Annotated in this window: 23 protein-coding genes, 1 tRNA gene and 2 pseudogenes; 12 read left to right on the top strand and 14 right to left on the bottom strand. The window is 39.8% G+C overall.

Annotation, left to right across the window (positions count from 1 at the left end; all coding sequences use genetic code 11):
• Positions 1–112: 112 nt before the first annotated feature.
• The gene (locus OXIME_RS02925) at positions 113–1,387 is read right to left on the bottom strand and encodes an MFS transporter (protein WP_393972238.1); all 1,275 of its coding nucleotides are present in this window, start codon (positions 1,385–1,387) and stop codon (positions 113–115) included.
• Between the two features lie 402 nt (positions 1,388–1,789).
• Here OXIME_RS02925 and OXIME_RS02920 point away from each other — a divergent pair, with 402 nt between their 5' ends.
• Entirely contained in the window at positions 1,790–2,635 is an 846-nt protein-coding gene (locus OXIME_RS02920; protein WP_393971983.1) for a VWA domain-containing protein, read from the top strand.
• Between the two features lie 8 nt (positions 2,636–2,643).
• Positions 2,644–3,378, top strand: a complete 735-nt coding sequence (locus OXIME_RS02915; protein WP_393971982.1) for a hypothetical protein — start codon at positions 2,644–2,646, stop codon at positions 3,376–3,378.
• On the opposite strand, the gene OXIME_RS02910 is transcribed toward OXIME_RS02915, so the two are convergent.
• The 4 genes from OXIME_RS02910 to OXIME_RS02895 all read right to left on the bottom strand — a co-directional run bounded on the left by OXIME_RS02910 (position 3,368) and on the right by OXIME_RS02895 (position 7,610).
• Positions 3,368–4,792 (bottom strand): protein kinase domain-containing protein, encoded by a 1,425-nt coding sequence (locus OXIME_RS02910; protein ID WP_393971981.1) that lies wholly within the window; start codon positions 4,790–4,792, stop codon positions 3,368–3,370. The two genes, OXIME_RS02915 and OXIME_RS02910, sit on opposite strands and share 11 nt — an antisense overlap.
• Before the next feature lie 173 nt (positions 4,793–4,965).
• Entirely contained in the window at positions 4,966–5,850 is an 885-nt protein-coding gene (locus OXIME_RS02905; protein ID WP_393971980.1) for an ABC transporter ATP-binding protein, read from the bottom strand.
• Positions 5,851–6,681, bottom strand: coding sequence for an ABC transporter permease (locus OXIME_RS02900; protein ID WP_393971979.1), 831 nt, complete (start codon positions 6,679–6,681; stop codon positions 5,851–5,853).
• Between the two features lie 44 nt (positions 6,682–6,725).
• Entirely contained in the window at positions 6,726–7,610 is an 885-nt protein-coding gene (locus OXIME_RS02895) for a hypothetical protein (protein ID WP_393971978.1), read from the bottom strand.
• 163 nt (positions 7,611–7,773) lie between these two features.
• Between OXIME_RS02895 and OXIME_RS02890 the strand changes: the two are divergent.
• Positions 7,774–8,370, top strand: a pseudogene (locus OXIME_RS02890) (aldo/keto reductase).
• A 135-nt stretch (positions 8,371–8,505) separates the two neighbouring features.
• Here the strand turns inward: OXIME_RS02890 and OXIME_RS02885 are convergent.
• From OXIME_RS02885 to OXIME_RS02865, 5 genes are all read right to left on the bottom strand, one after another.
• Positions 8,506–9,462: an MBL fold metallo-hydrolase gene (locus tag OXIME_RS02885; RefSeq protein WP_393971977.1), complete on the bottom strand. Its 957-nt coding sequence runs from the start codon at positions 9,460–9,462 to the stop codon at positions 8,506–8,508.
• A 118-nt stretch (positions 9,463–9,580) separates the two neighbouring features.
• On the bottom strand, positions 9,581–10,579 hold the full coding sequence (locus OXIME_RS02880) for a homoserine dehydrogenase (protein WP_393971976.1): 999 nt from the start codon (positions 10,577–10,579) through the stop codon (positions 9,581–9,583).
• A gap of 2 nt (positions 10,580–10,581) precedes the next feature.
• The gene (gene gyrA, locus OXIME_RS02875) at positions 10,582–12,999 is read right to left on the bottom strand and encodes a DNA gyrase subunit A (protein ID WP_393971975.1); all 2,418 of its coding nucleotides are present in this window, start codon (positions 12,997–12,999) and stop codon (positions 10,582–10,584) included.
• A 9-nt stretch (positions 13,000–13,008) separates the two neighbouring features.
• Positions 13,009–14,949 (bottom strand): DNA topoisomerase (ATP-hydrolyzing) subunit B, encoded by a 1,941-nt coding sequence (gyrB, locus tag OXIME_RS02870; RefSeq protein ID WP_393971974.1) that lies wholly within the window; start codon positions 14,947–14,949, stop codon positions 13,009–13,011.
• A 257-nt stretch (positions 14,950–15,206) separates the two neighbouring features.
• On the bottom strand, positions 15,207–15,452 hold the full coding sequence (locus tag OXIME_RS02865; protein ID WP_393971973.1) for a hypothetical protein: 246 nt from the start codon (positions 15,450–15,452) through the stop codon (positions 15,207–15,209).
• Positions 15,453–15,581: 129 nt separating this feature from the next.
• Between OXIME_RS02865 and OXIME_RS02860 the strand changes: the two genes are divergently transcribed.
• Genes OXIME_RS02860 through OXIME_RS02850 form a run of 3 tightly spaced genes read left to right on the top strand, consistent with a single transcriptional unit; the run spans position 15,582 to position 18,399 of the window.
• Complete coding sequence (locus OXIME_RS02860; protein ID WP_393971972.1) at positions 15,582–15,761, top strand: DUF1059 domain-containing protein; 180 nt, start codon at positions 15,582–15,584, stop codon at positions 15,759–15,761.
• A 24-nt stretch (positions 15,762–15,785) separates the two neighbouring features.
• Positions 15,786–16,751, top strand: a complete 966-nt coding sequence (locus OXIME_RS02855) for an NOG1 family protein (RefSeq protein WP_393971971.1) — start codon at positions 15,786–15,788, stop codon at positions 16,749–16,751.
• Positions 16,741–18,399, top strand: a complete 1,659-nt coding sequence (locus OXIME_RS02850; RefSeq protein WP_393971970.1) for a glutamate--tRNA ligase — start codon at positions 16,741–16,743, stop codon at positions 18,397–18,399. The genes OXIME_RS02855 and OXIME_RS02850 overlap by 11 nt, the downstream gene beginning before the upstream one ends.
• 118 nt (positions 18,400–18,517) lie before the next feature.
• Here the strand turns inward: OXIME_RS02850 and OXIME_RS02845 are convergent, their stop codons facing one another.
• From OXIME_RS02845 to OXIME_RS02835, 3 genes are read right to left on the bottom strand one after another with little or no spacing between them, the layout of a single operon-like run.
• Positions 18,518–18,790 carry a PRC-barrel domain-containing protein gene (locus OXIME_RS02845; RefSeq protein ID WP_393971969.1) on the bottom strand — a complete coding sequence of 91 codons (273 nt, stop codon included), beginning with the start codon at positions 18,788–18,790 and terminating at the stop codon, positions 18,518–18,520.
• A gap of 48 nt (positions 18,791–18,838) precedes the next feature.
• On the bottom strand, positions 18,839–19,405 hold the full coding sequence (locus tag OXIME_RS02840; RefSeq protein ID WP_393971968.1) for a GMP synthase subunit A: 567 nt from the start codon (positions 19,403–19,405) through the stop codon (positions 18,839–18,841).
• Between the two features lie 2 nt (positions 19,406–19,407).
• A complete protein-coding gene (locus tag OXIME_RS02835) occupies positions 19,408–20,337 on the bottom strand; it encodes a transcription initiation factor IIB (RefSeq protein ID WP_393971967.1) in 930 nt (309 codons plus the stop codon).
• Positions 20,338–20,597: 260 nt separating this feature from the next.
• Between OXIME_RS02835 and OXIME_RS02830 the strand changes: the two genes are divergently transcribed.
• Together OXIME_RS02830 and OXIME_RS02825 are read left to right on the top strand one after the other, a co-directional pair.
• Positions 20,598–20,810: a hypothetical protein gene (locus OXIME_RS02830; RefSeq protein ID WP_393971966.1), complete on the top strand. Its 213-nt coding sequence runs from the start codon at positions 20,598–20,600 to the stop codon at positions 20,808–20,810.
• Between the two features lie 12 nt (positions 20,811–20,822).
• Entirely contained in the window at positions 20,823–21,773 is a 951-nt protein-coding gene (locus OXIME_RS02825; protein WP_393971965.1) for a transcription initiation factor IIB, read from the top strand.
• 83 nt (positions 21,774–21,856) lie between these two features.
• On the opposite strand, the pseudogene OXIME_RS02820 reads toward OXIME_RS02825, so the two are convergent.
• Positions 21,857–22,339: pseudogene (locus OXIME_RS02820) on the bottom strand (transposase).
• Between the two features lie 419 nt (positions 22,340–22,758).
• On the opposite strand from OXIME_RS02820, the gene OXIME_RS02815 reads away from it, so the two are divergent.
• The 4 genes from OXIME_RS02815 (at position 22,759) to OXIME_RS02800 (ending at position 25,193) form a co-directional block, all read left to right on the top strand.
• A tRNA-Leu gene (locus tag OXIME_RS02815) sits at positions 22,759–22,843 on the top strand.
• Between the two features lie 887 nt (positions 22,844–23,730).
• Positions 23,731–24,255: a hypothetical protein gene (locus tag OXIME_RS02810; RefSeq protein ID WP_393971964.1), complete on the top strand. Its 525-nt coding sequence runs from the start codon at positions 23,731–23,733 to the stop codon at positions 24,253–24,255.
• A 340-nt stretch (positions 24,256–24,595) separates the two neighbouring features.
• On the top strand, positions 24,596–24,730 hold the full coding sequence (locus tag OXIME_RS02805; protein ID WP_393971963.1) for a hypothetical protein: 135 nt from the start codon (positions 24,596–24,598) through the stop codon (positions 24,728–24,730).
• Between the two features lie 88 nt (positions 24,731–24,818).
• Entirely contained in the window at positions 24,819–25,193 is a 375-nt protein-coding gene (locus OXIME_RS02800; protein ID WP_393971962.1) for a hypothetical protein, read from the top strand.
• The last annotated feature ends 12 nt before the right edge of the window (positions 25,194–25,205 follow it).

Genomic DNA, 25,205 nt, shown 5'->3' with positions numbered 1-25,205 from the left:
TTAAGAATATAATAATTTTTGCCTGGGAAAAAAATTTCAATTTTATATAATATTTTAAACAGCGAATAGCTTAAAATAAATTGTAATTTAACTCAGAGTGTATTACAATTTTTTACAGGCTTATCTTATCATCGCTCTTTTTTGAGTATTTTGAGGACCATGTTTCACTTGAAAAGATTATACCCGCCACCATCAGTAGAGATGCCCCAATGACAATGAAACTCCACACATTGATGAGACTGAAGTGAAAAGCAACGAAAATAAGGATAATGGTTGTTGAAAAACTGGCTGCAATACCCCCTGCGTTGTATGCAAAGCCAACTGCAGTTGACCTGTAACGTTTACTGAACTTTTCGGCAAGGAAAGCAGGCAAAGTTGCAAAAATCGTTGCTTCAATGAATGCCTGTACTGAGAATGCCGCCACCACTGTGAAAAGATTGCTGCTTAAGCCGAAATATATCAATGGGTAAGTGGTTATAAGGAAAGCAAGTGAGTATATGGCCATGGATATTCTCCTACCACCCAGCCGGTTTGAAAGCATTCCACCCATCCATACTCCAAACAGAGATATGAGATTTATAAGTGCTATGGCTAGCCCTACTGTTGAATATGGTATTGATTCGAATTTTTCCATTACTATGGGATAAAATGAAAGGGTGGCACCGTTTACGAAGAGCAACCCTGCTGTTATCATTATTACGAATGTGAGGGTTAATGGAACCTCCTTTATCATATTCTTTACAGGGATTTTTTCAACTTTCTTCTCCTTTTGCATTTCGGTAAAGATTCTGGATTCTTTTGTGAATAATCTCAGGACCAGAGCCAATGCGCCTGGTACTATGGAGGTTGCAAATAAAACTCTCCAACCGAAATCCTGAAAACCAGCCTGACCGTAAAATGAACTTAGTGCAAAGAATACCAGGGAGACTATAAAATATCCCACACCGAAACCGCTCTGTACAAAAGCCCCAACAAAACCTCTTCTCTCTGGTGGGACTGATTCTGTAGCCAGTGCTGTCCCCCCGCCATACTCTGCTCCTGCAAAAAACCCTACAAGAAAAAGGGCAAGATAAAGAATTGCGGGGGCAATGACACCTATCTGTGTAAAAGATGGAATCAATGCTATGGATGCACTGAATATTGAGAAGAAGAATACTGTGACTGTCAGCATTGTCTTTCTGCCTAATTTATCCCCGAAAAAATTTCCAAGAATAACGGATCCTAAAAGCCTGGCAATGGCGCTGACAATAAAACCAAGGACTGTCGCAATCAGTGCAAGATATATGGGTGGGAATAATACTTTGGAAATAGTTACAGCAACGAGGGCATAAGTTATAGAGACATACCCATCCATTACCCATCCAGACCAGGACGACAGAACCTGCATCCATTCAGATTTCTTTAAACCGTATACTTCCACGAAAACCTGATCTTATAGATATATTAAACGTTAACTAAGGTCTTACGTACAGGTAAAGCTATCTCTCAGCAATTTTAAATGAATATTGATTCAGACTGCCACTGTTTCTGGAAGTCATCTTACTGACAAATCTTGTCAGTATTTTTGCCATTTATTTTACTCTGGGAATCCCTGAATGTTGTTTAGGATGTTCAGCATACAGCTGAGAGAAACATTTGAAATTATCCATTATTCGTAAATAGTCAGTATAAAAAGCATAAGATTGTATTAGTTTTTGGAAATTCATTTTAAACCCTCTCTAATAATGGGAAAATTATGGATGCTAATGCAAATGCAAAACATTCTATAGGTGAAAATGTATCACAATGTATGACATATTCGGCAGAGATCAGCAGAAGGAAACCAGGAATGTTTCTGTTCTTACTTGACCAGTCAAGGTCAATGAGCCACAAGCTGGCTGGACAGGAGACGTCAAAGGCCAAAGAAGCAACCGATGCAATCAACAGGCAGATATACGAAATAATTTACAGATGTACTAAAACTGAAGGTGTAAGAGATTATTTTGAAATAGGGATCATAGGTTATGGATCGAAAACTGACACCGCTGAATCATTGCTTCCAAATGCAACAATAGTTCCAATTTCAAAGATGGCTGAGAATCCAATAAGGATAGAAAAAACAAGCAAAAGAATCACGGATTCTGAGGGAGAAGAAGTTGAAACGGAAATGGAATTTCCAGTATGGTTCGAGCCGGTTGCAAATTTTAATACACCAATGGTGAAGGCCCTAAAACTGGCAAAGGAATGGTCCAAGGAATGGCTGCATGAACACTCTGATTCATATCCACCAGTTGTGATTAACATTTCAGATGGAGCAGCGACAGATGGAGATCCAATTCCCGCGGCGGATGATCTCAAATCATTGTCAACTTCAGATGGGAATCTTCTCCTCTGGAACTGCCATCTTTCAGAATCTAAACAGGAAGATGCAGTAATATTTCCAAATGATGAGAACCAGCTGCCCAAATCAGATAAGTTTTCCAGAGATCTATTCAGGATGTCCAGTTTACTCCCTGAACCTTTTCAGGATGTTGCGGCGGAGCGTGGACTGGAAATAAAGAATGGCGCAAGAGGCTACGTGTTTAATGCCGGCCTGGACGAATTGCTGGAACTGCTTGATATTGGAACCAGAGCACCAACTGAGAACCTTCATTAGAGAACCCTGTGAAAATTAAAAATTTTCATATCAGCAAGCTGGGGAATCCATCCAGAGAGTACGAGGATTCCCTTAACTTCGACCTGGAGAAGGGGAGGTTTGCAATAGCCGACGGTGCCAGCGGTTCGACATTTTCTGATATATGGGCAGAATCACTTACACAAACTTTTGTCAATTCCAGAATAGACCTTTTTGAAAATACAAATGAAATTATGGAAGATATGATATCAACCTCCAGAGAATATTGGTACGATAATATAAACTGGAAGGCATTGCCATGGTTCCTTAAGAACAAGTCAATATCAGGTTCATACTCCACTTTTCTTGGGCTTCAGATTAAAAAGACAACTGGAAAGCTGATGTTTAAATCTATTTCCGTTGGCGACTCCTGCATGTTCATAATAGATGGGGTGAAAATTAAGGTTTCTTTTCCAATTAAGTTTCCTGACCAGTTCGGAAATAACCCTAAACTTATATGGAGCGGCCAGGGATTTCCAGTAAAGAAGAAATTGAAGGTCCCGGAACCGGAACTGTCAGAGTTTTCAGGAAGCTTTGAAAATAATCAGGCTGTTGTTCTTGCCACAGACGCAGCAGCAAAGTGGGTCATGGAGAATACTGAGTATGCCATGGATATTTTCCTCAACGACTTTCAATCATTGGATTCGAGGATTCCAAAGCTAATAGATGAGGGAAAGATAAGAAATGATGATTTTACTGTTGCAATTCTGGAGTTTACAGACTGATCAGTTTCATGGGTTCAGTCCCTTCCCATAAAGGATCTTTACTTATGGACTGAATCAACAGTTTTGTAAGTTTTTTAACCTTCCTTCCTCCACCAGTGGACAATGCCCTTATGACTTTGGAATGATCAGGATCATTGAAATCCTCTTTTCTCATGATGAGGCAATCAGGATCCTCATCGTTGTATTCCTTCCACATATCTGGTTTTTCAGCTAGTGCAAGCAGAGAAAGAAAAATAACAATGGAGGAGAAATTGTCTAGGTTGGGCCCATAATGGTCAACCTTTCTGGCGGGGTGCTGGAAACCTGAATGGCCAAGTTCCGGAGCCTTCTGACCCTCCATAAGGGGTACATACATACCATCATAATCCACAAATATCATCTTCCCTTTTTTATCTATTATTATGTTATCACCTGAAAGATCTCCATGTGCTATTCCAAAACTGTGCATTTGTGCTACAGAATTGATGAAATCTTTTGCCAACTTTTTCATCATCTTATGGTCCTTGAGATTTGCATTTATAAAAGTGTTGAGAGGGGTTCCATCGATCCACTCCATTGTCAAAAGTGGATAATAGACAGAGGGATTCTTCATTGCCATTATCCCTTTGGTATAAAAATCAAATTTGATCAATGGATAGGCAGCGTAATTTATCCCTTTCAGGTATGAAGACAACTCCAGATATCTCATATTGAGATGTGATGTTCTCTTTGTGAAACATTTCAGCGCCAGTAACTGGCCGGATACGGTCCTGACCTTGTATATTGAACCGTAATTACCGGTTGCATGAACATACAGGTTAACTGAGGCTGGATTCTTAATAGGGGTTGCAGTCTGCAATTCTGTCAGATCTTTGTAAATGGAATGCTGGAGAGACTGAAAACTCTGCTCATAATCACGTCCGGAGGGCCATGAACCCTGCGGATCCTCGAGAGCAGTCAGTTTCTTTTTTTTAAGTTCATTCAAAACATTTTCCATTATCTTCCTGTTTGCTTCATACCATGAGGGATTGGATTTGTCTTTAGACAGGGATTGACTGGAGCCCCCAGGTGGATCTTCAGTTTTTTTCTTCTGTTTTCCTGTCTGCTGAGAAATCTTTGACTGGGAAAAGTGAGAGAGGATTTTTTTGGTGATCTCTATGTGTGTTTTCCATGATTCCATGTCGGTGACCTTTACAAGAACAGTTTTAGGAGAGATCCCCTTCACTATTAAGCACAACCGTTTCATCATTTTTCCTTCTATTGTGATATTGATGATGTCCTCAATTTTAATTTCAAAGCTGTCCTGCCTCTTCCCGTTTTCAGGATCCGGTTTAAAGATTACCTTAAAAGGGGTTAGAATAAGAATCCCACGACTTTTGCTGAAACTGGCAGGTTCAGTAAGAATGTAATGGGAATCATCGTTATTGGAAGCCATCTTCTGAACAATGATTTACAAGATCATAAATGTATGCTCCCTGACTGACAAACTTGCAGGTGAATTTTTATATTTTCTCTCACTGAAGCTAAATTCTCCATATGGAGAATGATTTGTTGCATTTCGAAATTATGTTCGTTCCGTCAAAATAACAGTGTCTTGACTGTTGGAGCTTACTGGACAAGAGATAAATAGACCTCTTCCATCCTGTCCATTCCTTCAACTGTATCTATTTCAACTCCGCCTTCCATCAGTTCCTTGAGGATTGAATTTCTAGTTGCGCCAGGATTCATCTCCACTGTTATCTCATTTCCCCTGGTGGTTATTTCCTTTGCTCCATCTATCTTTGCCAAATGCTTGAAATTCCCCTTCACCCTGATTTTGTTTCCCCTCAAATCTGAGATTTCCTCGTTGAATTTTATTTCACCCTTATCGACGATTATCACCCTGTCACAAACTTCCCTGGCCTCAGATATGAGGTGAGTACTGAACAGAATTATCCTCCTTTTCTCTTCATTAAGTGAAATAAGGATGTCCCGCATCTCCTTCATACCTCTGGGATCAAGACCGAATGTGGGTTCATCCAGTACTATGATCTCAGGATCGCCGATCATGGAGACGGCAAGTTCGAGCCTCTGTTTCATGCCTCTGGAATATTCGCCGGTTCTTCTCTCAAGATATTCTGTTATGCCGGTAATCTTGGCAAGTTTTTCTATCTCCTCATAGCTTCTGGATAATGACATTCCTTTGATCCTCGCGACAAATTTCATGGTCTCCCTTCCCGTGAGGTAGGGATAGAATTCAGGCTGCTCCACCAGAGCCCCCATCTTCTCCAATGCCCTTGTGGGATTCTGATTGACATTTATTCCATTCACCAATATCTTTCCTTCAGATGGCTTGAGTATATTTGTAATGATTTTGAGCAGTGTGGTCTTTCCTGCACCGTTTGGACCAAGTATTCCAATGCACTGCGGCGTGTCCACATTGAGAGTTATATCCTTCAATGCGTGAATGGATCCGAAATTCTTCCCTACGCCCATTATATCAAGGCTGGGCATTTATTTCACCTCCTTGTTCTCAAAGATCAGCAAAGCTATGACCAGAGACACTACTAGGTAGAGAACCATTACAAGAAGTGCAACCATGATGGATGAGATTGAAGCTCCTTGAATACTGTTGTTAACTGCGAATGTGGATGTACTTACATTTACAAATACTCTCTCCACAATTGAAGCTGCATTGTCCAGCAGGAAGAATGGGTTGTAGCTGTAAATCAACTCAAAAACAATATTCATTGCCGAGAAGATAATGAAGTATATGAGAAATACAGTTATGTAAGCGTAAAGATTCTTCTTGAATATGCTGCTTACAAGAAAAGTAAAGGCTGATATGGAGAATATAAACACAGCAAGCAGGCCTATTGATTGCAGAAAAGTTACCGGCAGTTGCCCTGGAAAGACAATTAAGTAAGTCACGACCTCCACCAGTATATAAATGGCTGTTATTACCAGTGTGACTGATACTGAAGCAAGATATTTACCCATAAGGAGAACACTTCTCCCAATGGGAAGTGGAAATATCTGGAATGCAGTTCTGTTTTCTATTTCACTGGAAATAGCAGGAGACCCGAAGAATACTGCTGCAAAGACAGGCAAGTCTGAAAGGACAAATGCCCATATATATAGGAATAGATCCTCCTTCAGGCTGGTGGATATTGCCTTACCCTTGAGTTGAGGTATGAAGTCTGGAAGTTTATTGAGATACCTGAAGGAAAGGTATACCATCAATCCGGATACCAGGAGAACAAGAAGTAGCATTAAATAGAAACTTCTTGAACGGTAGTAATTCCTGAAATAGTAGCTATAAGTTATTGAGAAACGGTTTGTCATAATTATTAACACTCTCCGGAAATCATTTCAGCACCTGGTTTTATTCAGTTATCCTGATATGTTGCAAAATAGCTCTGGTTCATGCCTGTAAGGTTAAACAGCTGTAATATGTTCCCCTTGCTCCCCATACCAATTCCCAGTTTTATCTCAAGCTGCAGTGGAGTATTCCATACCGCACTGAAGTTGGTGAGATTGACCCACTGCCTGGAAATGTTGTATATATCATGAAGGCCTTTTGATTCCGATGCCATATTGAAGTAAACCTGTGTGGAATTCATGGTTACATTCCCTGTCACTGATCGGAAAAGGGTATGGTTGCTGCCAGAAATGTAAAAGGAAAGGTTTGATAAACTGCTTAAATATGCACTCCGCGAAACAAAATTTTCGCCTCCGGCATAGGCATTTATGGAATTATTCAATGAATTGAGTGATCCCACTACGAAGGAAAACCCGTATGGATTATAGGCATAGAGATTTAGGGAAAGATTGGATTCAAGATCTTTCAGATACCCTTCCATGAATGATGGAAATTTTGAGTTTATTGCCCCGAATCTGGTTTCATTGATCTTTATCCTGTATATCTGGAACCCATGAACGATACCCCATGTAGAGAAACCTATTCCAAGACCTGAGGTCAGAGATGACGTGTTTGATGAATTTGAAACACCGGCTATTGATGATGTATTCAGGTCTAGAAGAGATTGGGCATTCTCAATCATAATAGAGGGGGTTCCTGATTCATAGAAAGCGTACATCTTAGTTCCATTATAGTTTATTCCGGCAACCAGTGTTGAATTTGAGGGGATATATGCTAACGGGTCTGATGCCTGATCAGAAACTGACATGTAATGGTAAAGAACAAATGCTGTGGGAGCCACCACAGCTGCAGAAACAATAATAATCAATACTTTCTTGAATAAAATATCCATGTTCATGTATTCCCGGTTCATATATAAATTTGAATCAAAAACAATTGTATAAGGTTGAAAGAGGTGGACAAAAAATATTCATTGGCCCTTATGCTATGCAATTTCCATGATAACTGAGATAAATGGAAAGAAAGTATCACCCATTGGGCTTGGAACATGAAAAATGGGTGGCACCGGAAATTCCAATAATGCTGATGCTGTTAAGAATATAGAGGCCATGAAATATAATATAGAAAACGGAATCAATCTCATAAACACAGCAGAGATGTATGGTATTGGCCACTCCGAGGAGATGGTGGGAGGGGCAATAGCTGATTTTCCCAGAGACCATCTGTTCATCGTTACAAAATTCTGGAATGACCACCTGAAGCATGACGATCTCATAAGATTTGCAAAGAACAGCCTTCTGAGACTTAAATCCAGATATATTGATCTTTACCTGATCCATTGACCAAGCCAAACCATTCCAATGGGTGAAACAATATGGGCAATGGAGGAACTTGTGGATCAGGGGATAATCAGAAACTTAGGGGTGGGCAACTTCACTAACATGCTTCTCCAGGACTTGATTAACTCCATAAAGAAATATGAAATAGTTGTAAACCAGCTGGAAAACAACATGTCAAACAGATCAGTGGAAATGGAAAATATTGATTTCTGCAGAAAAAATTCTGTAAAGATCATGGGGTATTCTCCTCTGAATCAGGCCATATCAAAAGGGACAAAAATCTGGAAAAGATTGCTGAAAAAACAGGAATAAGCAAGGTTCAGGTAATATTGCTCTGCTCGACGAGGAATAGCATTCAAACCCCAAAGTAATTATCGACTGAACAGGAGTTTTTTGGTGGAATGAAAGAGGACCTTCAGGATGAATTTGCCAGGGAACTCTGACCCATCAGGATGATCTGTACTCAAGTGTTCCGTTAACTTCCCTTTCATCAAGTTCCCCTGAATTTTTCATATATCTTATATGAGCAATTGCCTCTCCAATTGCAAAATTCTGTTCCATGGAGTTCATTGTGATCATCCTGCGACCTTTGCTCCATGTCATTCTTCCTGCTATTTCATAGGCATTTATCCATAGATCTTTCGCTATTCCTCTTATCTCCTGCACCCTTCCCAGGTGATGATCTATGATACTTTCGGATCGTTCCTTTAGTCCTGAAAATGGTTTGCCATGCCCTGGAAATACCCTATCCACCTGAAACTTCATGGTTTCCCTCAGACTCTTAATGTAAAGGGATAGCATATCTGTAGTCCTGTCATAGAAGCTTATGTTTGGAGTAATACGTTCCAGTATGTGATCACCAGTAAACATAAATTTTTCATTTTTCATGTAGAAGCAGGTTGATCCAGGAGAATGCCCAGGTGTGTTTACAAACTTTATTCCTCCGTATGTGCCCCCTGGAATTGTGGCAATGTCTTCTATATCTAGGTTTTTGTAATTTTCAAGTTCCATAATAACAGGATGATTTTCGCCGAATTCCTGCAGGTAAGATTCCGGTACGCCATTCATCCTTAAAAAGTCCAAAAGTTCACTGAGAAATCCTGAAGGATTCTCCTGTATGGCTTTTACGCGGACCAGATCTTCATATCCCATATAAACGGGGATTGAGTAATCCTGATGCATTTTTTCCGCCCCTCCAAGATGGTCGATATGTAGATGTGAAAGGAATATTGCATCCAGATCCTCAACCCTGACACGCTTTTGAAGGAGAAAATTTTCCGTGCCAGGATCCATGCCAGTATCTATGAGAATATTCTTTCCATCAGTGCTCACATAATATATTGTTGATGTCTTTAATGCCCTTATGTTAATGGGTATTTCTATGCCTTCCAATATTTCTGCCACTGTTTTCACCTAATCTGGGATGCGGGTTAATTTCAAAATCAAATATAATACGATCTCAATTGATATTAACAATGGTTACCTATTCACGGAAATGAAAAATCACTGAGACAGGTTTTGTTCAGATACGCCTGAAGCCGGAAAGCAGAAGAATATCGTTAACAACGCCTGATGCAGTTTCTATTGGGCCGTCTCTTAAACCGGCAACGAATATATCACCACTGAAACCAGTCTTCATAACATACCCCAGGGACTGGTGTTTAAGTGTTGCCAGGGGATCTTCTTCACCAAGGTTTTCCAGCATGGATCCGGCTCTTACCTTTCCTTCAGATATTCCCACACTTGCAATTATTCTCTGATCTCCAGCTGCATCTTCAAAATTTGTGTTCTCATCTACGCCCTGATACTTTATATCATTAAGTGTCAGCGATGACCCAAATAGAGAGTTGGCAAGTATTACTGTTTTCCTTGCTGAATCAATTCCGTCTGTATCGTCCCTGAAGTTGGCCTCGACTATGCCAAGTTTTAAAGCCTCTTCCAGGGCATGATTGAAATCCATTCCCGATCTCATCTTCCGCAAAATGTAATTCACAGTGGAGCTTACTATCCCACGAAAATCCACCACGGCCGATGGGAGAAGGCAGTAGTCCCTGAGATTGAAAAGAGGGACGCCTCCAGCAACTGTGGATTCATACCTGATTTCCAGTCCCGATGATGCAGCTTTATTCATGATCTCCTTCCAGAAAAATGACAATGGTGCCTTATTTGCTGTAACAACCTGTTTGCCCTGGGAAAATGATTCCATGTAGAGGTCCCTCCCCAACTTTCCGTCTCTGGTGGCAGGTGATACATCCACAATGATATCAGATTTAAGAGAAAGGACATCCTCTGTATCCATTTTTGAATAACCTGAAAGGAAGATATTTCCATGCTCTTTCGCTTCAAGAATTTTTTTAGGATTGATACCCCCATCATCAAAAACCGTCCCCCTGGAATCCGAGACGCTTATGACCCTGAAATCTTCATTTAGCTGGCCTTCTTCCTTCATTCTCTGAATAATGGAAAGAATTCCTTTGCCAACATTCCCTACCCCCATTATTGAAATACTGGTCTCCTTCATTTTCAATTCGCCTGTTCTTCGCCTTCCAGGTTTTCTCCCTCCATTACACGGGATACCACTGCAACTCTATCGTCATCATCAAGCCCTATGAGCTTTACTCCTGATGTTACCCGGGACAGTACCTTAATATCCTTAACTTTAAGCCTTATGGTTTTCTCGTTCTTTGTTATGATTATTATGTCATCCCCTTCTGCCACAGGCAGTGCCTTTATTATGTTTCCCGTCCTGTCAGTTTTCTTGAAGATCAGTACACCTCCTGTCCCTCTGTGGTGAACAGGGAAACTGGTTGTGTCGGTTCTCTTTCCAAGTCCAAGCTCAGAAATGCTGAGTATCATCTCATTTTCCTTGATTGCAAAGCTGGAAATAATAGTCTCATTTTCTTTGAGTCTCATTGCCCTTACGCCTCTGGAACCTCTACCTGTTACTCTGACCTCCCTTGTATTGAAAAGCGCAACTTTTCCTGAGTTGGATACCACTACAATATTAGAATCGCCGTCAAGATGCTCGACAGAAAGGACTTCGTCGTCTTCTTCCAGATTTATTATCTTCAGGCCATTGGATCTCATGCTGAGAAGCTGTTTTCCTGGAGTCCTCTTAACATAGCCCTGCCTTGTCACTATTGCCAATATTGAATTGCTGTTATCGGTACCCTTGACCATCTGCTTTATCTTCTCCCCTTCATTGAGAGGCAGAAGGGCTTCAGCTGCTGTGCCTACTGACTTCCGGGATTTCTTTTCGATTTCATAGGCCTTTGTCTTGATCACCCGGCCAGTGTTTGTAAAGAAGTAGATCTCATCGTGTGAACTGCAGTTAAGTATGCTCTTTATACTGTCTTCCTTCCGTGAAGGCGTAATGATACCTTTACCGCCCCTTTTCTGGGCTTTGTATTCCTCAAGGGATACTCTCTTGAGAAGACTGTTCTCGCTGAGTATTATCACAGAATCCTCTTCTGGTATTAGATCTTCTATGGACCTTCCTTTAAGTTCTTTGTATATGATTTTTGTTCTTCTTTTGTCGCCGTATTTCTTCTCTACTTCATCCAGTTCTTTCTTTATTATTGATCTTCTTACCGATTCATCGGCTATTATGGTCTCAAGTTCCTTAATTCTCGCCATTACATCCTTTAGATCAGAAATGACTTTATCTACTTCCATGGAGGTCAATCTCTGCAGCCTCAGGTCAAGTATTGCATTTGCCTGCTTTTCCGTCAGTTCAAGGCTTTTGCATAGTTTTTCCCTTGCTTCCGCTGGTTCCTTTGACTTTCTGATCATGTCTATGACCATGTCAATCTTATCCAGGGCTTTTGCCAGGCCCTCAAGGATGTGTGCCCTGTCCTTCTGTTTTGTAAGATCAAAATTGGATCTTTTTACAATAACATCCAGACGATTTTCTATGTAATACTGGATCATGCCTGCCAGATTGAGTATTTTTGGTTCATTTTCAACAAGTACCAGATTTATTATCCCTATTGAAGTTTCAAGTTCAGAGTGTTCGTAAAGCTGGTTCAGTACGAGATTCCTCATATCGTTGTCTCTTACCTTTACCACAATACGCATTCCCTTTCTATCGCTTTCGTCCCGAATGTCAGTGATTCCCTTTATAATCTCATTCTTTACCTGGTCAGCAATATTCTGTACAAATAAGGATTTGTTAACCCCGTATGGAAGGCTCTTTATGATGATGCGCTTCTCTTCGTTTAGATCAACCTCTCCCTGACATATTACCTTTCCTCTTCCCGTGGAATAGGCATCTGCAAGTTCGCTGGTGTAATATGCAATTCCTCCACCGGGAAAATCCGGCCCTTTGATGAACTTCAGGAGTTCAGAAACTGTGCTGTCTGGGTTGTCAACCTTATGCTTTATGGCCCTTGCAACCTCAACGAGATTATGAGGGACCATATTTGTAGCCATTCCAACAGCTATACCTGATGCCCCGTTTATGAGAAGATTTGGAATTTTACCCGGAAGGTTGACCGGTTCCATGAGAGAACCATCAAAATTCTGCCTAAATTCTACCGTCTCCTTGTCCAGATCCTCTGTTATCTCTTCCGATATGCGGGCCATTCTTGCCTCAGTGTATCTCATTGCAGCGGGTGAATCCCCATCTATGGAACCAAAGTTTCCCTGGCCATCTATTAAAGGGTACCTGAGAGAAAAGTCCTGTGCCATTCTTGCAAGCGCTTCGTATATGGATGAATCACCATGTGGGTGGTACTTACCCATTGTTTCTCCTATAATTCTTGCACATTTCTTGTATGGTTTATCGTGGGTAAATCCAAGTTCGTTCATTGCATAGAGTATTCTCCTCTGAACCGGCTTCAACCCGTCCTTGATATCAGGTATGGCTCTGCTGACGATTACACTCATTGCATATTCCAGGTATGATTTCTTGATTTCGTTCTCTATGGATCTTTTTTCCATCTATTCACCTTATAAATCTATATTTTCAACTGTTCTGGCATTCTCTTCTATGAATCTTTTTCTGGGTTCCACTTTTTCACCCATCAATATTGAGAAAAGACGATCTGCATATGCAGCATCCTCAATCGAGACCTGCACAAGCTTTCTTGTCTCCGGATTCATTGTCGTGTCCCATAACTGTGTTGTGTTCATCTCTCCCAGACCCTTAAACCTCTGGATGAGAACATTGCCACCAAATGATTTTGATACCTTTTCCAGCTCTTTTTCAGTATAGACATATGCAACCTTTTCACCCTTCTGAACTCTGAAAAGAGGTGGCTGTGCAAAGTAGATGTTTCCGTTTGTAACCAGCTCCCTTGCATATCTGTAGAAGAATGTCAGAAGTAGCGTTCTTATGTGCGCTCCATCAACGTCAGCATCAGTCATGATCACAATCTTTCCGTATCTTAGTTTTGTGACGTCTATATCTTCCTTTATCCCTGTGCCCACTGCAGTTATTAGGTCTCTAATAACCTGGTTGCTCAGCGTTTTTATATCCGATGATTTTTCAACATTCAATATTTTTCCCCTTAAGGGCAATACCGCCTGAAATTCCCTATCTCTCGCCTGTTTCGCTGAACCTCCTGCAGAATCACCCTCAACCAGATACAGTTCCGATCTCTCAGTGTCATTTGTAGAGCAGTCCGCCAGTTTACCGGGGAGGCCTCCGCCTTCAAGCGCTGACTTCCTCCTGACAAGTTCCCTTGCCCGCCTGGATGCTTCACGGGCTGCTGCAGCTGCTATAGCCCTTTTCACTATCTGTTCTGATATATGGGGATTTGATTCCAGATAAATCTTCATGAAACTTTCCACAGATGACTGCACAACTCCCCTTACATCACTGTTGCCAAGTTTCGACTTGGTTTGGCCTTCAAACTGCGGTTCCGGTATTTTTACATGTATAACTGCAACTAGACCCTCCCTTACATCCTCACCCGAGAGCCCTTCAATTCCCTTAAGAAGATTTTTTGTCTTTGCATAATCCTGTATTGCCCTGGATAGACCTCCCCTAAAACCCGCAACGTGAGTTCCACCTTCCAGTGTACTTATATTATTCACAAAACTCTGCATAATTTCAGAAATGCTTGTATTGTACTGCAGGGCGTATTCTATAACGTAATCTCCCTGTTTCTCCATGTTGTATATTGGTTCTTTGTGAACGGGGTTGTATCCCTCACCGAGATATTTTACAAATTCTGATAAACCGCCTTTAAAGCTTAAGACTTCCTTTTTCCCATTCCTCTTGTCTTCTATGGTGATTGAGACCTGAGAATTAAGAAAAGCCAAGTCTCTCATTCTTTCGAGAAGAGTATTGTAGGATACGTCAACAGTTTCGAAAATTTCAGTGTCTGGCAGGAATGTAATAACTGTTCCATGATCCGTGTTAAGATGGAATTCCAAATGGGAGAGGTTTTCAGGACGATTCTTCTGGAATTCTGACAGTGAAATCTCCTTGATTCCCGATTCCGGTACACCCTTCAAAAACTCTTCGTAATATACCTTTCCTGATTTCTTAACAACTGCTATGAGAATGCTGGATAACGCGTTTACAACATGAACTCCAACGCCGTGAAGCCCTCCGGTGATCTTATATACCTTCTTATCAAATTTAGCTCCACTGTGGAGTTCCGTCAGAACAATTTCCAGACCAGGTCTCTTGTACTTTGGATGGATATCCACCGGAATCCCTCTCCCGTCATCTTCAACTGTTATCCAACCATTTTCGTGTATTGTCAGATATATGTTGGAGCAGAAACCTGCGACAGACTCGTCTATACTGTTATCAATCACTTCATAGACAAGATGGTGCAGGCCTCTCTCGTCAGTTGATCCAATGTACATTCCCGGTACTTTACGTACCGCTTTCAGACCTTCCAGAATTTGAATTTGTGATGAGTTATAATCTTCCATAATGTTACCATTTCCCCAATAATTTGCTTAACCTCCCTTTATCTTAAGTTGTATAATAATTATTGCTCTCAGTTTGGTTTTTTCGCATCATTGCAGCATATACGGTTTTGGAGTTTTGTTTAAATGTTTGAGTATGGGACCAACCAATCGAAAAGATTCTTAAATTAATAATTTCAATGTCTCTCTTATTTGAGGACTTTGTCATACAAGTGGTCATTCTTATTCTTCCCCATTTACTGATGAAAGTTATCTTACTCCTAGAAATCTCTCCTTACAACGATATGCAGTTCTTTGTCCTTTTCCTCAAAACTTACTACCTTTAATTTTGAATGGCTTGCCAGGCTCTCGAAAACATTCCTTTCATATGGAAATTTCTCTCTTAGTACCATAATTTTTGCATCCTGGCCTGGATCCAGCTGAAAATATAGACCCTTGATCACGCTTTTTATGTAGTTAAAAGGGTCTCCACCACATGTTATATTTCTATGATCTTCCTCTATCATAATTTCACAGTACAGTATATTTAACTGGTATTTTAGTATATAACAGATTAATCTGATCCTTTTAATAAAATGTGAATAAAAGGTAGTATAAGTACAATAGATTTTTAAGTCAGGCACACATTGTCTATTATGTCAAGATTTTACTTTAAATGCTCAGATATAGGTTACCAGTGCAGTTTCGAAACAAACGCAGCAACCGAGAAGGACATTCTGCCCAAGATAAAGATGCACCATAAATATGCGCATGGATTCAAAGAGATACCCGATGATGTTATGACTAAAATTATGGGCGCAATCCATGAGCAATAATTTGAAAAAACAGGCTGAATAACAATGTTTAACAGAATACCAACTGTACTTATGAGTCAAGAAATTATTGACAAATGTTTTTCCAGAGCCGCTAAGATAGAGGAGCCTTATCAGTTGAAAGTTGAGGATAAGATTCGAAAAGAGATAATAGATCGAATTTCAACTATTGAAAGTATATCCTGCGGGCACCTTGACAAACTTGTAAAGAAATTTCCAAAAATAGAGGAAGTCCACCCATTTTACCGCGATCTGCTGGATCTGCTTTTTGACATCGATCATTATAAAATAAGCCTGTATAAAATGAGCGAAACATCCATAAATATAGTTAAATTTTCAACAATTTATATCAGAAAGGCTAAAGGGGCGCAGAAATCAGAAGATCTTAATAAAATTATGAGATCTTACTATGGGAGATTCGCCTCACTGATCAATGATCTCAAGAAAGATCTTGAGTTCCTGAGAGAATGCAGAGACTACATGTCCAGAATACCCACAATTGATACACGTGTTCTCACCTTTATTATCTCAGGGATGCCAAATGTTGGAAAAAGCTCCCTGATCAGATCAATAACCAACACAAATCCAAAGATTGCCCAGTACCCTTTCACCACCCAGTCCATACATGTAGGTGTTCTGGATATTGATGACGAAAGGTTTCAGCTTGTTGATACTCCAGGAATTCTTGATCGCCCAATGGAGGAAAGAAATGAGATGGAAATCAAGGCAATAATGGCATTGAAGCACATTGACGGCATAATCATGTTTCTGTTTGACTACTCGGAGAGTTCCGGATATTCAGTCCAGGACCAGGAGAGGCTTTATGATGAGATTGTAAGGACTTTCAGAAAACCCATCATAAGGGTGCAGACAAAGAGTGATCTGGGACCTGAAATAAGAGAAAAAATTGCTGTATCCACCATGACCGGAGATGGACTTGAAGACTTGAAAAGGAAAATGTTTGAGTTCAGGGTGATACACAGTGCTTACTGATGCTGATATAAGAAAGATTGTTTTAAAAAATGCATATGAACATGAAGGAAAGGCAGAAGTTGGATCTGTGATGAGCAGAGTACTTGGGTCTTTCCCTGAGGCCAGAAAGGATGTTTCCTCCATTTCCAAACGGGTCTCCATTATTGTGAACGGGATAAATTCTATGAGTTGGGATGAGATCGTTTCCATTGTATCAAAGGAATACCCAGAATTCATAGTTAAAGTTGTGAGAAAACAGGAACACAGGCTTCCTGATCTGAGAAGTGTGGGAAAAAGTGTTGTTATGAGACTGGCGCCCTCTCCCTCTGGTCCTCTCCACATTGGACATTCAAGGATGGCCATACTTAATGACGAATATGTGAAGAGATATGGCGGGGAACTTGTTTTAAGAATTGAGGATACTAATCCCGAGAATATTGATACAATAGCTTATGATCAGATTCCCACGGACCTTCAATGGCTTGGTGTAAATGTTTCTCGGGTTGTAATACAGTCTGACCGCATGGAGATTTATTATGACCAGGCAAGATCACTGATCAACTCCGGTCATGCTTACATATGTTTCTGTAAACAGGAAGAATTCAGAAAATTAAAGCTTAAGTCTGAAGCCTGCCCGCACAGGAATTCAAAACCCCAAGAGAATATGGAATCATTTGAAAAAATTATTCACGGAGAATATAGCAGAGGATCGGCAACTCTTGTTGTAAAAACCGATCTTAATCATCCAAATCCATCAATCAGAGACTGGATAGCCTTTAGAATAGTAGATGCACCACACCCAAGGACAGGAAGAAGATACCGGTTCTACCCCATGATGAATTTCAGCGTTGCAGTAGATGATCATTTACTCGGTCTGACTCATGTCATTAGAGGGAAGGATCACCTGAACAATACTGAGAAACAGAAATACATATTCGCCTATAACGATTGGAAACTGCCTGAATACTACCATTACGGACTTATAAACATACCAGATACTGTGCTCAAGACCTCAATAATCAAGAAAGGGATAGTAAACGGAGACTATTCCGGATGGGATGACATAAGGCTTGGAACACTTATGGCACTGAAGAAAAGAGGCTATTCGCCTGAAACTTTCAGACGTTACTGGATCGAGTCTGGGATGCGGGAGATAGATGCTGAATTTTCATGGGACATATTCAACTCCATTAACAAAGAGAATGTGGATAAGATAGCAAAGAGATTCTTTTTTGTAAAAAACCCAGTGGAAATTAAACTTGACAATAAATCAGCCCTGTTATCAAAAATTCCCTATCATCCAGGGAATCCCGCTACTGATTTCAGGGAGTATGAACTTGGAAGCATGGCTTCAATTTTTGTTGATCCAGCTGATTGGGACACTCTCGATGACGGAAAACACATAAGGATCAAGGATCTGTGTGATGTCGAAAAGATTGGAAATGAAGGAAAGATTCTGTCCATAATGCCAGGCAAGGAAAAACTAAAAATTATTCACTGGGCGCCTCAAGGATCCTTAAAGTTCAAGATATTTAAGCCCGACGGAACTGTTAATGAAGGCGTTGCAGAGCCACTTATATCATCATACAAGGGAGTGGCACAGCTTGAGAGATATGGCTATGTAAATGTTGACGGTGAGACGGGCATAGGCTATTTTCTCCATAAATAAACTTAATTTTTCTTGAATTTCAATTAACCAGCGCAGGGGATTGCTGAAAATCTGTCCACAACGTACCTGGTTGGATTACCTTTAATTCGCCTGGATAACGTTAGATCAAAGCAAAGTGTCAGATTTCATCCTTAGTCTGCGGTACCTTAACCTTTTGCGGGAACTTCTTGAGAAGTATAATCTCACCTACAGCCTTGATCCACCTGAATGGAATACTTATTGCCGAACCACCCTCAACGAGGTCCTGGTTTGTATTCTCTATGTAAAGCCCATAGATAGATTGTTCATCTGTATCCAGAATGATGTCCTTAACTGCGCCAATGAGAATTCCTTTATCGCTGTAAACTTTGGTGTCGTATAATTCAGTTATCTCTGCAAGCATGGATACCATCATATAATAACGGAAATGCTATTTAAAATATTGGCTTTCCTCGGCATACTATCTTTTGCAGATATCTATGAAATTTTTAAAAATTTCCTTTCCGAACTGTGTATTTTCAACTTCCGGATGAAACTGCACCCCGAATATTCTTTCGTTTTTATGTCCGAAAGCCTGAACCTTGCAGTAACGGGAATAACCATACAAATTGAAATCTTCAGGAAGTTTTTTAATCTCATCATTGTGGTTTTCCCATGCAATAATCTTTGCTGGAATTCCACGGAGTATTCCCTCTGTTTGTGAAAAATTAATCTCTGTTTTGCCGAACTCGGGGTGTTCACCCGGACCTACCTCACCACCGTAATGCAAAGCAATGAACTGTGCTCCCACACATATCCCAAAAATTGGGAAATCATGATGGTTAAAAAAATTGCTAATGTTTCCCAGCTTGCCCAACTCGGAAACTATACTCGGGGCCCCACCTGAAAGAACAAGCCCGTCCAGGCCGTCCAATTCGTGTGTATCGGCAGTGTTCGGAACAATTTTGCTCTCCACACCTAATTCTCTAAGAACCCGCCATTCCCTGTGAGTCCATTGACCGCCGTTATCGATCACGTCTATTTTCATATCTATTCCATTTCAGGAATACCAAGGTGTTTACTTATCTCTTTGTAACGGTTCCTGATTGTTACCTCTGTAACACCTGAAACTCTGGCTATCTCTTTCTGTGTTCTTGGTTTTCCCACCATTACTGATGCTATATATATGGAAGCTGCCGCAACTCCTGTTGGCCCTTTTCCTGAGGAAATTCCCAGTTCAATGGATTTTCTCACAATATCCTCACTGACAACAATTGCCTGTTTGTCCAGTTCCAATTTATTGCAGAACTGCGCAATGTAGGAATATGGAGTTGTAGGTTTAAGGTTCAGGCTCAACTCTTTTGCAAGATGCCTGTATGCCTTTCCTATTTTCTTTTTGTTAACCTCTGAAGCCTTGGATATTTCATCCAGAGTCCTTGGGAGGTTTATCATTCTGCAAGCAGCGTAAATTGAAGCACACACTATGCTTTCAATGCTTCTCCCCCTGATAAGATTCTTTTCCACTGCCCTGCGGTAAATAAGGGCAGCCGTCTCTTTTATATCCTTTGGTATTCCGAGCTTTGCACCGTTATCATTGAGCATCTGGAGGGCAAGGGACAGGTTTCTTTCTGCTGCATTGCTTACTCTGATTCTCTGATGCCATTTTCTTACACGGTATATCTGGGCTCTATTTTTATGCGGAATTCGTTTTCCATAATAGTCCTTGTTGGACCATGAAATTTCCGTTGCCAAACCTTTGTCATGGCTGAGAAAAGTCATTGGCGAACCCGTTCTTGCACGCCTGTCGTCCTGTTCAGAGTCAAAAGCCCTCCATTCAGGTCCCTGGTCAATAATAGAATCCTCCAGTACCATACCGCAATCGTTGCACGTCAGTTCTCCCCTCTCATAATCTTTCACAAGATGCTCAGAATTGCATTCAGGGCATCTCTTTGACACATCATCACTCATTTTAGAAGCCATTTGTACACCTTTATACAGTATATAATGCACTACATTACAGATTGTATTAAACCTTTTTGATAAGCATTTAAATTTTTGTTTCGCAATATTCAGAACATACCTTATTGTAAAATGGCTTAAATTAACCTTTTAATTTGTAAAAAGTCTTCGTTTTACATCATAAATGACTATATCTATGCACTAATACTTTAATACCATAATTAAACATAGTAATAATTTTGCGTAATGTTTATATAATTTCATTGTATTAACAATAGAACATGGAAGAAACATGCAAAGTGATAGGCGGTAAAGGGAGAGAACTGGTAATCAAACCCCAGAAATGCCTTAGAATGAATATTGGTGTATTCAACAGAAACAATTCAAACATTGGTAAAATCACAAAGATCTTTGGACCTGTTAAAGACCCTTACGCTCTTGTAACTATCAAGGAAAATGTTTCCGGGGTTGAAGAAGTAATATTGAGATGTTAGAGGTGAAATAAGATGGTAGAGAACGAAAAAGTCAATAAAAAGATAGAAGAAATTCAGAAATGCCCGGAATGCGGATCCACGCAATTGGTTCGTGACTATGAAAGAGGTGAGTTGATCTGTAACAGCTGTGGAATAGTTATAGACGAAAGTTTCATAGATCAGGGGGCAGAATGGAGAGCATTCGATTCGGAACAGAATGATGCCAGAGCTAGAACTGGATCTCCCATGACCTTTACCATACATGATAAGGGTCTCTCTACGGACATATCCTGGAAAAACAAAGATTCCTATGGGAAGTCTATCCCTACAAGAAACAGGGCTCAGCTGTACAGGCTGAGAAAGTGGCAGAAGAGGATAAAGGTTTCAAACGCAGCAGAGCGGAATCTTTCACAGGCTTTGCAGGAACTTGAGAGAATGGCTTCCAATCTAAGTATACCTAAAGATGTCTGGGAAACAGCCGCTGTTATTTACAGGAAGGCCGTAAAACAGAACATGATAAGAGGAAGGAGTATTGAAGGTGTTGTTGCAGGTTCCATATATGCTGCCTGCAGGATAACCAATGTGCCAAGAACGCTGGACGAGATAGCAACTGTAACGAGAGTAAAGAAGAAAGAGATTGGAAGAACATACAGAATAATGAGCAGATATCTGAAACTGAACATAATGCCATCCAAACCTGAGGACTATATAAACAGATTCTGCAGCAAACTTAAGCTATCCATGGAGGCACGTAAGAAAGGTTCAGAGATACTTAAAAGTGCTGAGGAGAACGACCTTATTTCAGGGAAGGGGCCTACGGGTGTTGCTGCTGCTGCAATCTACATCGCATCACTGATGACCGGTGAAAGAAGAACACAGAGGGCAGTTGCAGAGGTTGCCGGAGTCACTGAAGTAACAATAAGAAACAGATACAAAGAACTTACTGAGAAACTTTCCATAAACGTGGAAGAGTCTGAACAATAATCCATAATTTTTTTATAAATTTTTTCAAATGTGATAGTTTACATGATCTGCTGTAATTTCGAAAAGATTGTGCACAATCCCAATCAACCTCCATGTCCAAATACTTTCTTCCAGTGATCCACTCCTCGTTTATCTATCATTATAGAGACAACCAGTCTCAATAGAGACTGTTCCGATGGAAATGCTTCCATCTTCTCTGTTCTTTTCTTTAATTCAGAATTCATTCCACAATTCATTCTCTTCAGTACATTTGTTGTTTTTATTTTTCTCATTTTTGAATATCCATATGCATGTTAATTGTAAAGATATGGACAGTATATCTAAAACATCTCTGATGCTTTATCAAGATCTTATTCAACATGGATATCATGTGCCCTGGATACAAGAGATTCATTCTCAAGATCCTGTTTCACCATCTGCATCACAGAAGACTGCTTCTTCTTCGGTATGAGTTTCATGAGATACCTCATGAAATGCACATGACAGTACTGCCATGCTGCACCCATGAAGGATCTTGTCAGAGATTCCATTATTCCCTTATGCCCATCAGATATGACAAGTTCCACACCCTTCAGGTCTCTTCTCTTCAGATAATCAGAGAATTATTGCCATTCCACTGCATTTTAAGAATCAGAAAGACTATTTGAAAGTTCTTCAAATCTGAATTGTGCAGGACCTTTTCAATTTTACAGCTCTTTCAGTACACTATCAAATGTATTTAAATTTCTCAGTATATCATCTGTTATGTTGTAAAGACTTGAGATTTTTAAGTCGTTTATAATTATCACAAGTTTCCCACATTCACATCTTGTGTTTATGGTACTGTCGTTATCCTGATTGAAAGTTTTAATAAATTTTTTACACAATTCTTCATCCATAGTGATATTATAAGTAGCTTTCATAGCTCAAGAGTTTCTTGTCAGAATTAAGTTTTGCCATTTCAGAATGAAAAATAAGATAAAGTGCAAATTCATACGAGGTCAGAGCGAAGGTTGCCGAGCTAGGTTAAAGGCGACAGACTCAAGATCTGTTTCCGTAGGGATCCGCCGGTTCGAATCCGGCCCTTCGCATAAGATTTATTTTAAGAATGCTATTTGTGGGGCACGATAATACTTTTGTATGGAATATGGAAGTGTACTTTTTATTAGATATTATGCTTTATCCAGCAATATCTTGGGTAAAATAAAGATACATGTTTTTTCTGCATGCATCAATGACGAAAAACTTTATGAGGATCTGTATTCCATAGAAAAACCATGGATTGTGTCAAATTTCACCTTCTCCCCAAAGAGCTTGAGACTGAATACCTATCTCGATCAAGAGGATAACTGCACATGGCGGCAACTCAAATATAGCAACAATTCAGAATATAGCTTTATTATACACGAAAGGGGAAAACTTGAAACAGCAATATACTTCCATTGTGGAAATCTCGACATTTGGTTTTAATATCCGCATAATAATATACATTTGCAAAAATTTGAAAGGAGCCTTAATCTACAGCATCTGTTAAATTAATGTTCATAAAATCCTCCGTGAAAAATCTTTAAAAATCCGTACAAAAAATAATCAATGGGGTAAAATACATTATTGTGAATTCTAAGGAAAAGATCTGAAAATTTATCCAGTTAAAGTGGATGGTAACAAAATTACAATCTAATCCATAATTTATAAGATAAACGGTACACTGTTATCATTTAATTTAAAAGACTTTTTGGACATGATACTGAATTTTTGTATAATCTCCATATCCAATACCAAAATTGTGAGAAATTTCATAAAAATGAAAGGATGTTCCATGACCTTTTACTGGTGGCATTCTTCTTCCTATCCTAAAGATTTATTGATGAAAGTGCTAGAACTCAAACAAAATTAATGACACCATCATTTCCTTCCGCTAAATATTGAAAGTTTGTCTAAACAAAACTATAACCGTGTTCGTTATCCACTGAGTACAATGAACCAGGAAAAATCCATAAAGTTAAAAGTAGTAGAAGCGAACTCACTGGACCCATTCAAATCAAGGGTGAGGATAGATAAAGAGACTATGAATCTTCTGAATTTAAAGCTTAATGATTGTGTTGCTGTAAAAGGAAATAATTTGGCAATAGGAAGAGTTTACGAAATGAGGGAAGAGGATTCTGGAAAGTCAGAAATAAGGATAGATTCTATTATGAGAGAGAACTGTGGCTCTAAGCTTAACGACCTGGTTGATGTCTTCAGAGTTGATCCAGTTCCTGCAAAAGCAGTAAAATTAATTGCGGCTGGACGAAACTACCCTTCTCTGAATACCGAGCTTCTTGATTTTTTCAAAAGACTTCTTTACCAGACACCTCTTTTTAAGGGAAACGTCATTGCAGTCAATTTACCAGGAGAATTCAAGATAGGAGGAACCGCCAACCCACTTTACAGATCCGTTGAAACCGAACCTGATTCAACTGCAGTTTACATTTCAAATGAGACTGAGCTGGCTATTCTATGATATAATGCCCAAATTTCAATATTCTTGAGTGAGACTGTTAAACATTTAAAATATAGTTGTTTGTACCTTACTGCTTAAATAATGACCGGTATGTATAAAATATGTGTTTACTTTACTAAATGTAAACAGTTATCAAACGAAATACTGGAAATGACAAGTTGGAATTCATGAAATGTCAGATAGACTAAGGGAAAACTCAATAAAACTTAAGGAAAGCATGTTTTAGGATGTTGCAGGTGCGGCTTCAACAGGAGCTTTCATAGCGGCACTTATAGGCCCAGAGGTATATGCCCAGGGTTCTTTGCCGCATGTTGCTCTAATCGCTTTTTTTTGTTTCGTAATGATCAATGCTTTTATAATCAGAATAATATCTGCAAAAGTTGCCGGATCAGGTGGATATTATGGTTGTGCTAAGCGTGGCTATGGAGTGAGACCGGCACTTTTTGCAGGTTTTTCTGCATATTTTACCAGATAATGGCCCTTTGTCTTATAGCACTGAGTGTTGCAGTCTTTGTTCCACCCCTTATAAGTTATGTTTTTGGGGTTAAACTTCCCTCTTATTCGTGGTTTCCACTTTTACTTGTGACCCTTTTGTTTTGCTATTTGTATCCATTTCTGGAATACGTGGATCAACCAGATATACTATGATTATTGCAATAATTGAAATTGCAATAACAAGTGCATTTGGAATATATATCCTGATTTCACATCGTTCAATTAACAAAACCAGTGTTTTCAATACAAAATATTCACTCAACGAACTTCGTGGTATTGGTATAGGAGTTATGCTGATTTATACTGCGTTCTTTGGTTTTGGTGCATCCGCCACATTTGGAGAGGGATCCGTATCTCCCAGGAAGAAAATAGGCAAATCCATGGTATTTACAGTAATAAGTCTCGGACTGTTTTTGTTTTCAGATCATTTTACTTTACCATAGCATGGGGTTTTG

The sequence above is a fragment of the Oxyplasma meridianum genome (assembly GCF_038024865.1).
GTDB classification, from domain to species: Archaea; Thermoplasmatota; Thermoplasmata; order Thermoplasmatales; family Thermoplasmataceae; genus Oxyplasma; species Oxyplasma meridianum.
The sequence above is the reverse complement of the archived record's forward strand: the minus strand, read 5'-3'. Positions and strand labels throughout refer to the sequence as shown.

Excerpts from the sequence above, each read along its gene's own strand:
- OXIME_RS02925 (WP_393972238.1), bottom strand. The coding sequence starts at position 1,387 with ATGCAGGTTCTGTCGTCCTGGTCTGGATGGGTAATGGATGGGTATGTC.
- OXIME_RS02920 (WP_393971983.1), top strand. The coding sequence starts at position 1,790 with ATGACATATTCGGCAGAGATCAGCAGAAGGAAACCAGGAATGTTTCTG.
- OXIME_RS02910 (WP_393971981.1), bottom strand. The coding sequence starts at position 4,792 with ATGGCTTCCAATAACGATGATTCCCATTACATTCTTACTGAACCTGCC.
- OXIME_RS02905 (WP_393971980.1), bottom strand. The coding sequence starts at position 5,850 with ATGCCCAGCCTTGATATAATGGGCGTAGGGAAGAATTTCGGATCCATT.
- OXIME_RS02900 (WP_393971979.1), bottom strand. The coding sequence starts at position 6,681 with ATGACAAACCGTTTCTCAATAACTTATAGCTACTATTTCAGGAATTAC.
- OXIME_RS02895 (WP_393971978.1), bottom strand. The coding sequence starts at position 7,610 with ATGGATATTTTATTCAAGAAAGTATTGATTATTATTGTTTCTGCAGCT.
- OXIME_RS02880 (WP_393971976.1), bottom strand. The coding sequence starts at position 10,579 with ATGAAGGAGACCAGTATTTCAATAATGGGGGTAGGGAATGTTGGCAAA.
- gyrA (WP_393971975.1), bottom strand. The coding sequence starts at position 12,999 with ATGGAAAAAAGATCCATAGAGAACGAAATCAAGAAATCATACCTGGAA.
- gyrB (WP_393971974.1), bottom strand. The coding sequence starts at position 14,949 with ATGGAAGATTATAACTCATCACAAATTCAAATTCTGGAAGGTCTGAAA.
- OXIME_RS02865 (WP_393971973.1), bottom strand. The coding sequence starts at position 15,452 with ATGATAGAGGAAGATCATAGAAATATAACATGTGGTGGAGACCCTTTT.
- OXIME_RS02860 (WP_393971972.1), top strand. The coding sequence starts at position 15,582 with ATGTCAAGATTTTACTTTAAATGCTCAGATATAGGTTACCAGTGCAGT.
- OXIME_RS02855 (WP_393971971.1), top strand. The coding sequence starts at position 15,786 with ATGTTTAACAGAATACCAACTGTACTTATGAGTCAAGAAATTATTGAC.
- OXIME_RS02845 (WP_393971969.1), bottom strand. The coding sequence starts at position 18,790 with ATGGTATCCATGCTTGCAGAGATAACTGAATTATACGACACCAAAGTT.
- OXIME_RS02840 (WP_393971968.1), bottom strand. The coding sequence starts at position 19,405 with ATGAAAATAGACGTGATCGATAACGGCGGTCAATGGACTCACAGGGAA.
- OXIME_RS02835 (WP_393971967.1), bottom strand. The coding sequence starts at position 20,337 with ATGGCTTCTAAAATGAGTGATGATGTGTCAAAGAGATGCCCTGAATGC.
- OXIME_RS02830 (WP_393971966.1), top strand. The coding sequence starts at position 20,598 with ATGGAAGAAACATGCAAAGTGATAGGCGGTAAAGGGAGAGAACTGGTA.
- OXIME_RS02825 (WP_393971965.1), top strand. The coding sequence starts at position 20,823 with ATGGTAGAGAACGAAAAAGTCAATAAAAAGATAGAAGAAATTCAGAAA.
- OXIME_RS02810 (WP_393971964.1), top strand. The coding sequence starts at position 23,731 with ATGAACCAGGAAAAATCCATAAAGTTAAAAGTAGTAGAAGCGAACTCA.
- OXIME_RS02805 (WP_393971963.1), top strand. The coding sequence starts at position 24,596 with ATGATCAATGCTTTTATAATCAGAATAATATCTGCAAAAGTTGCCGGA.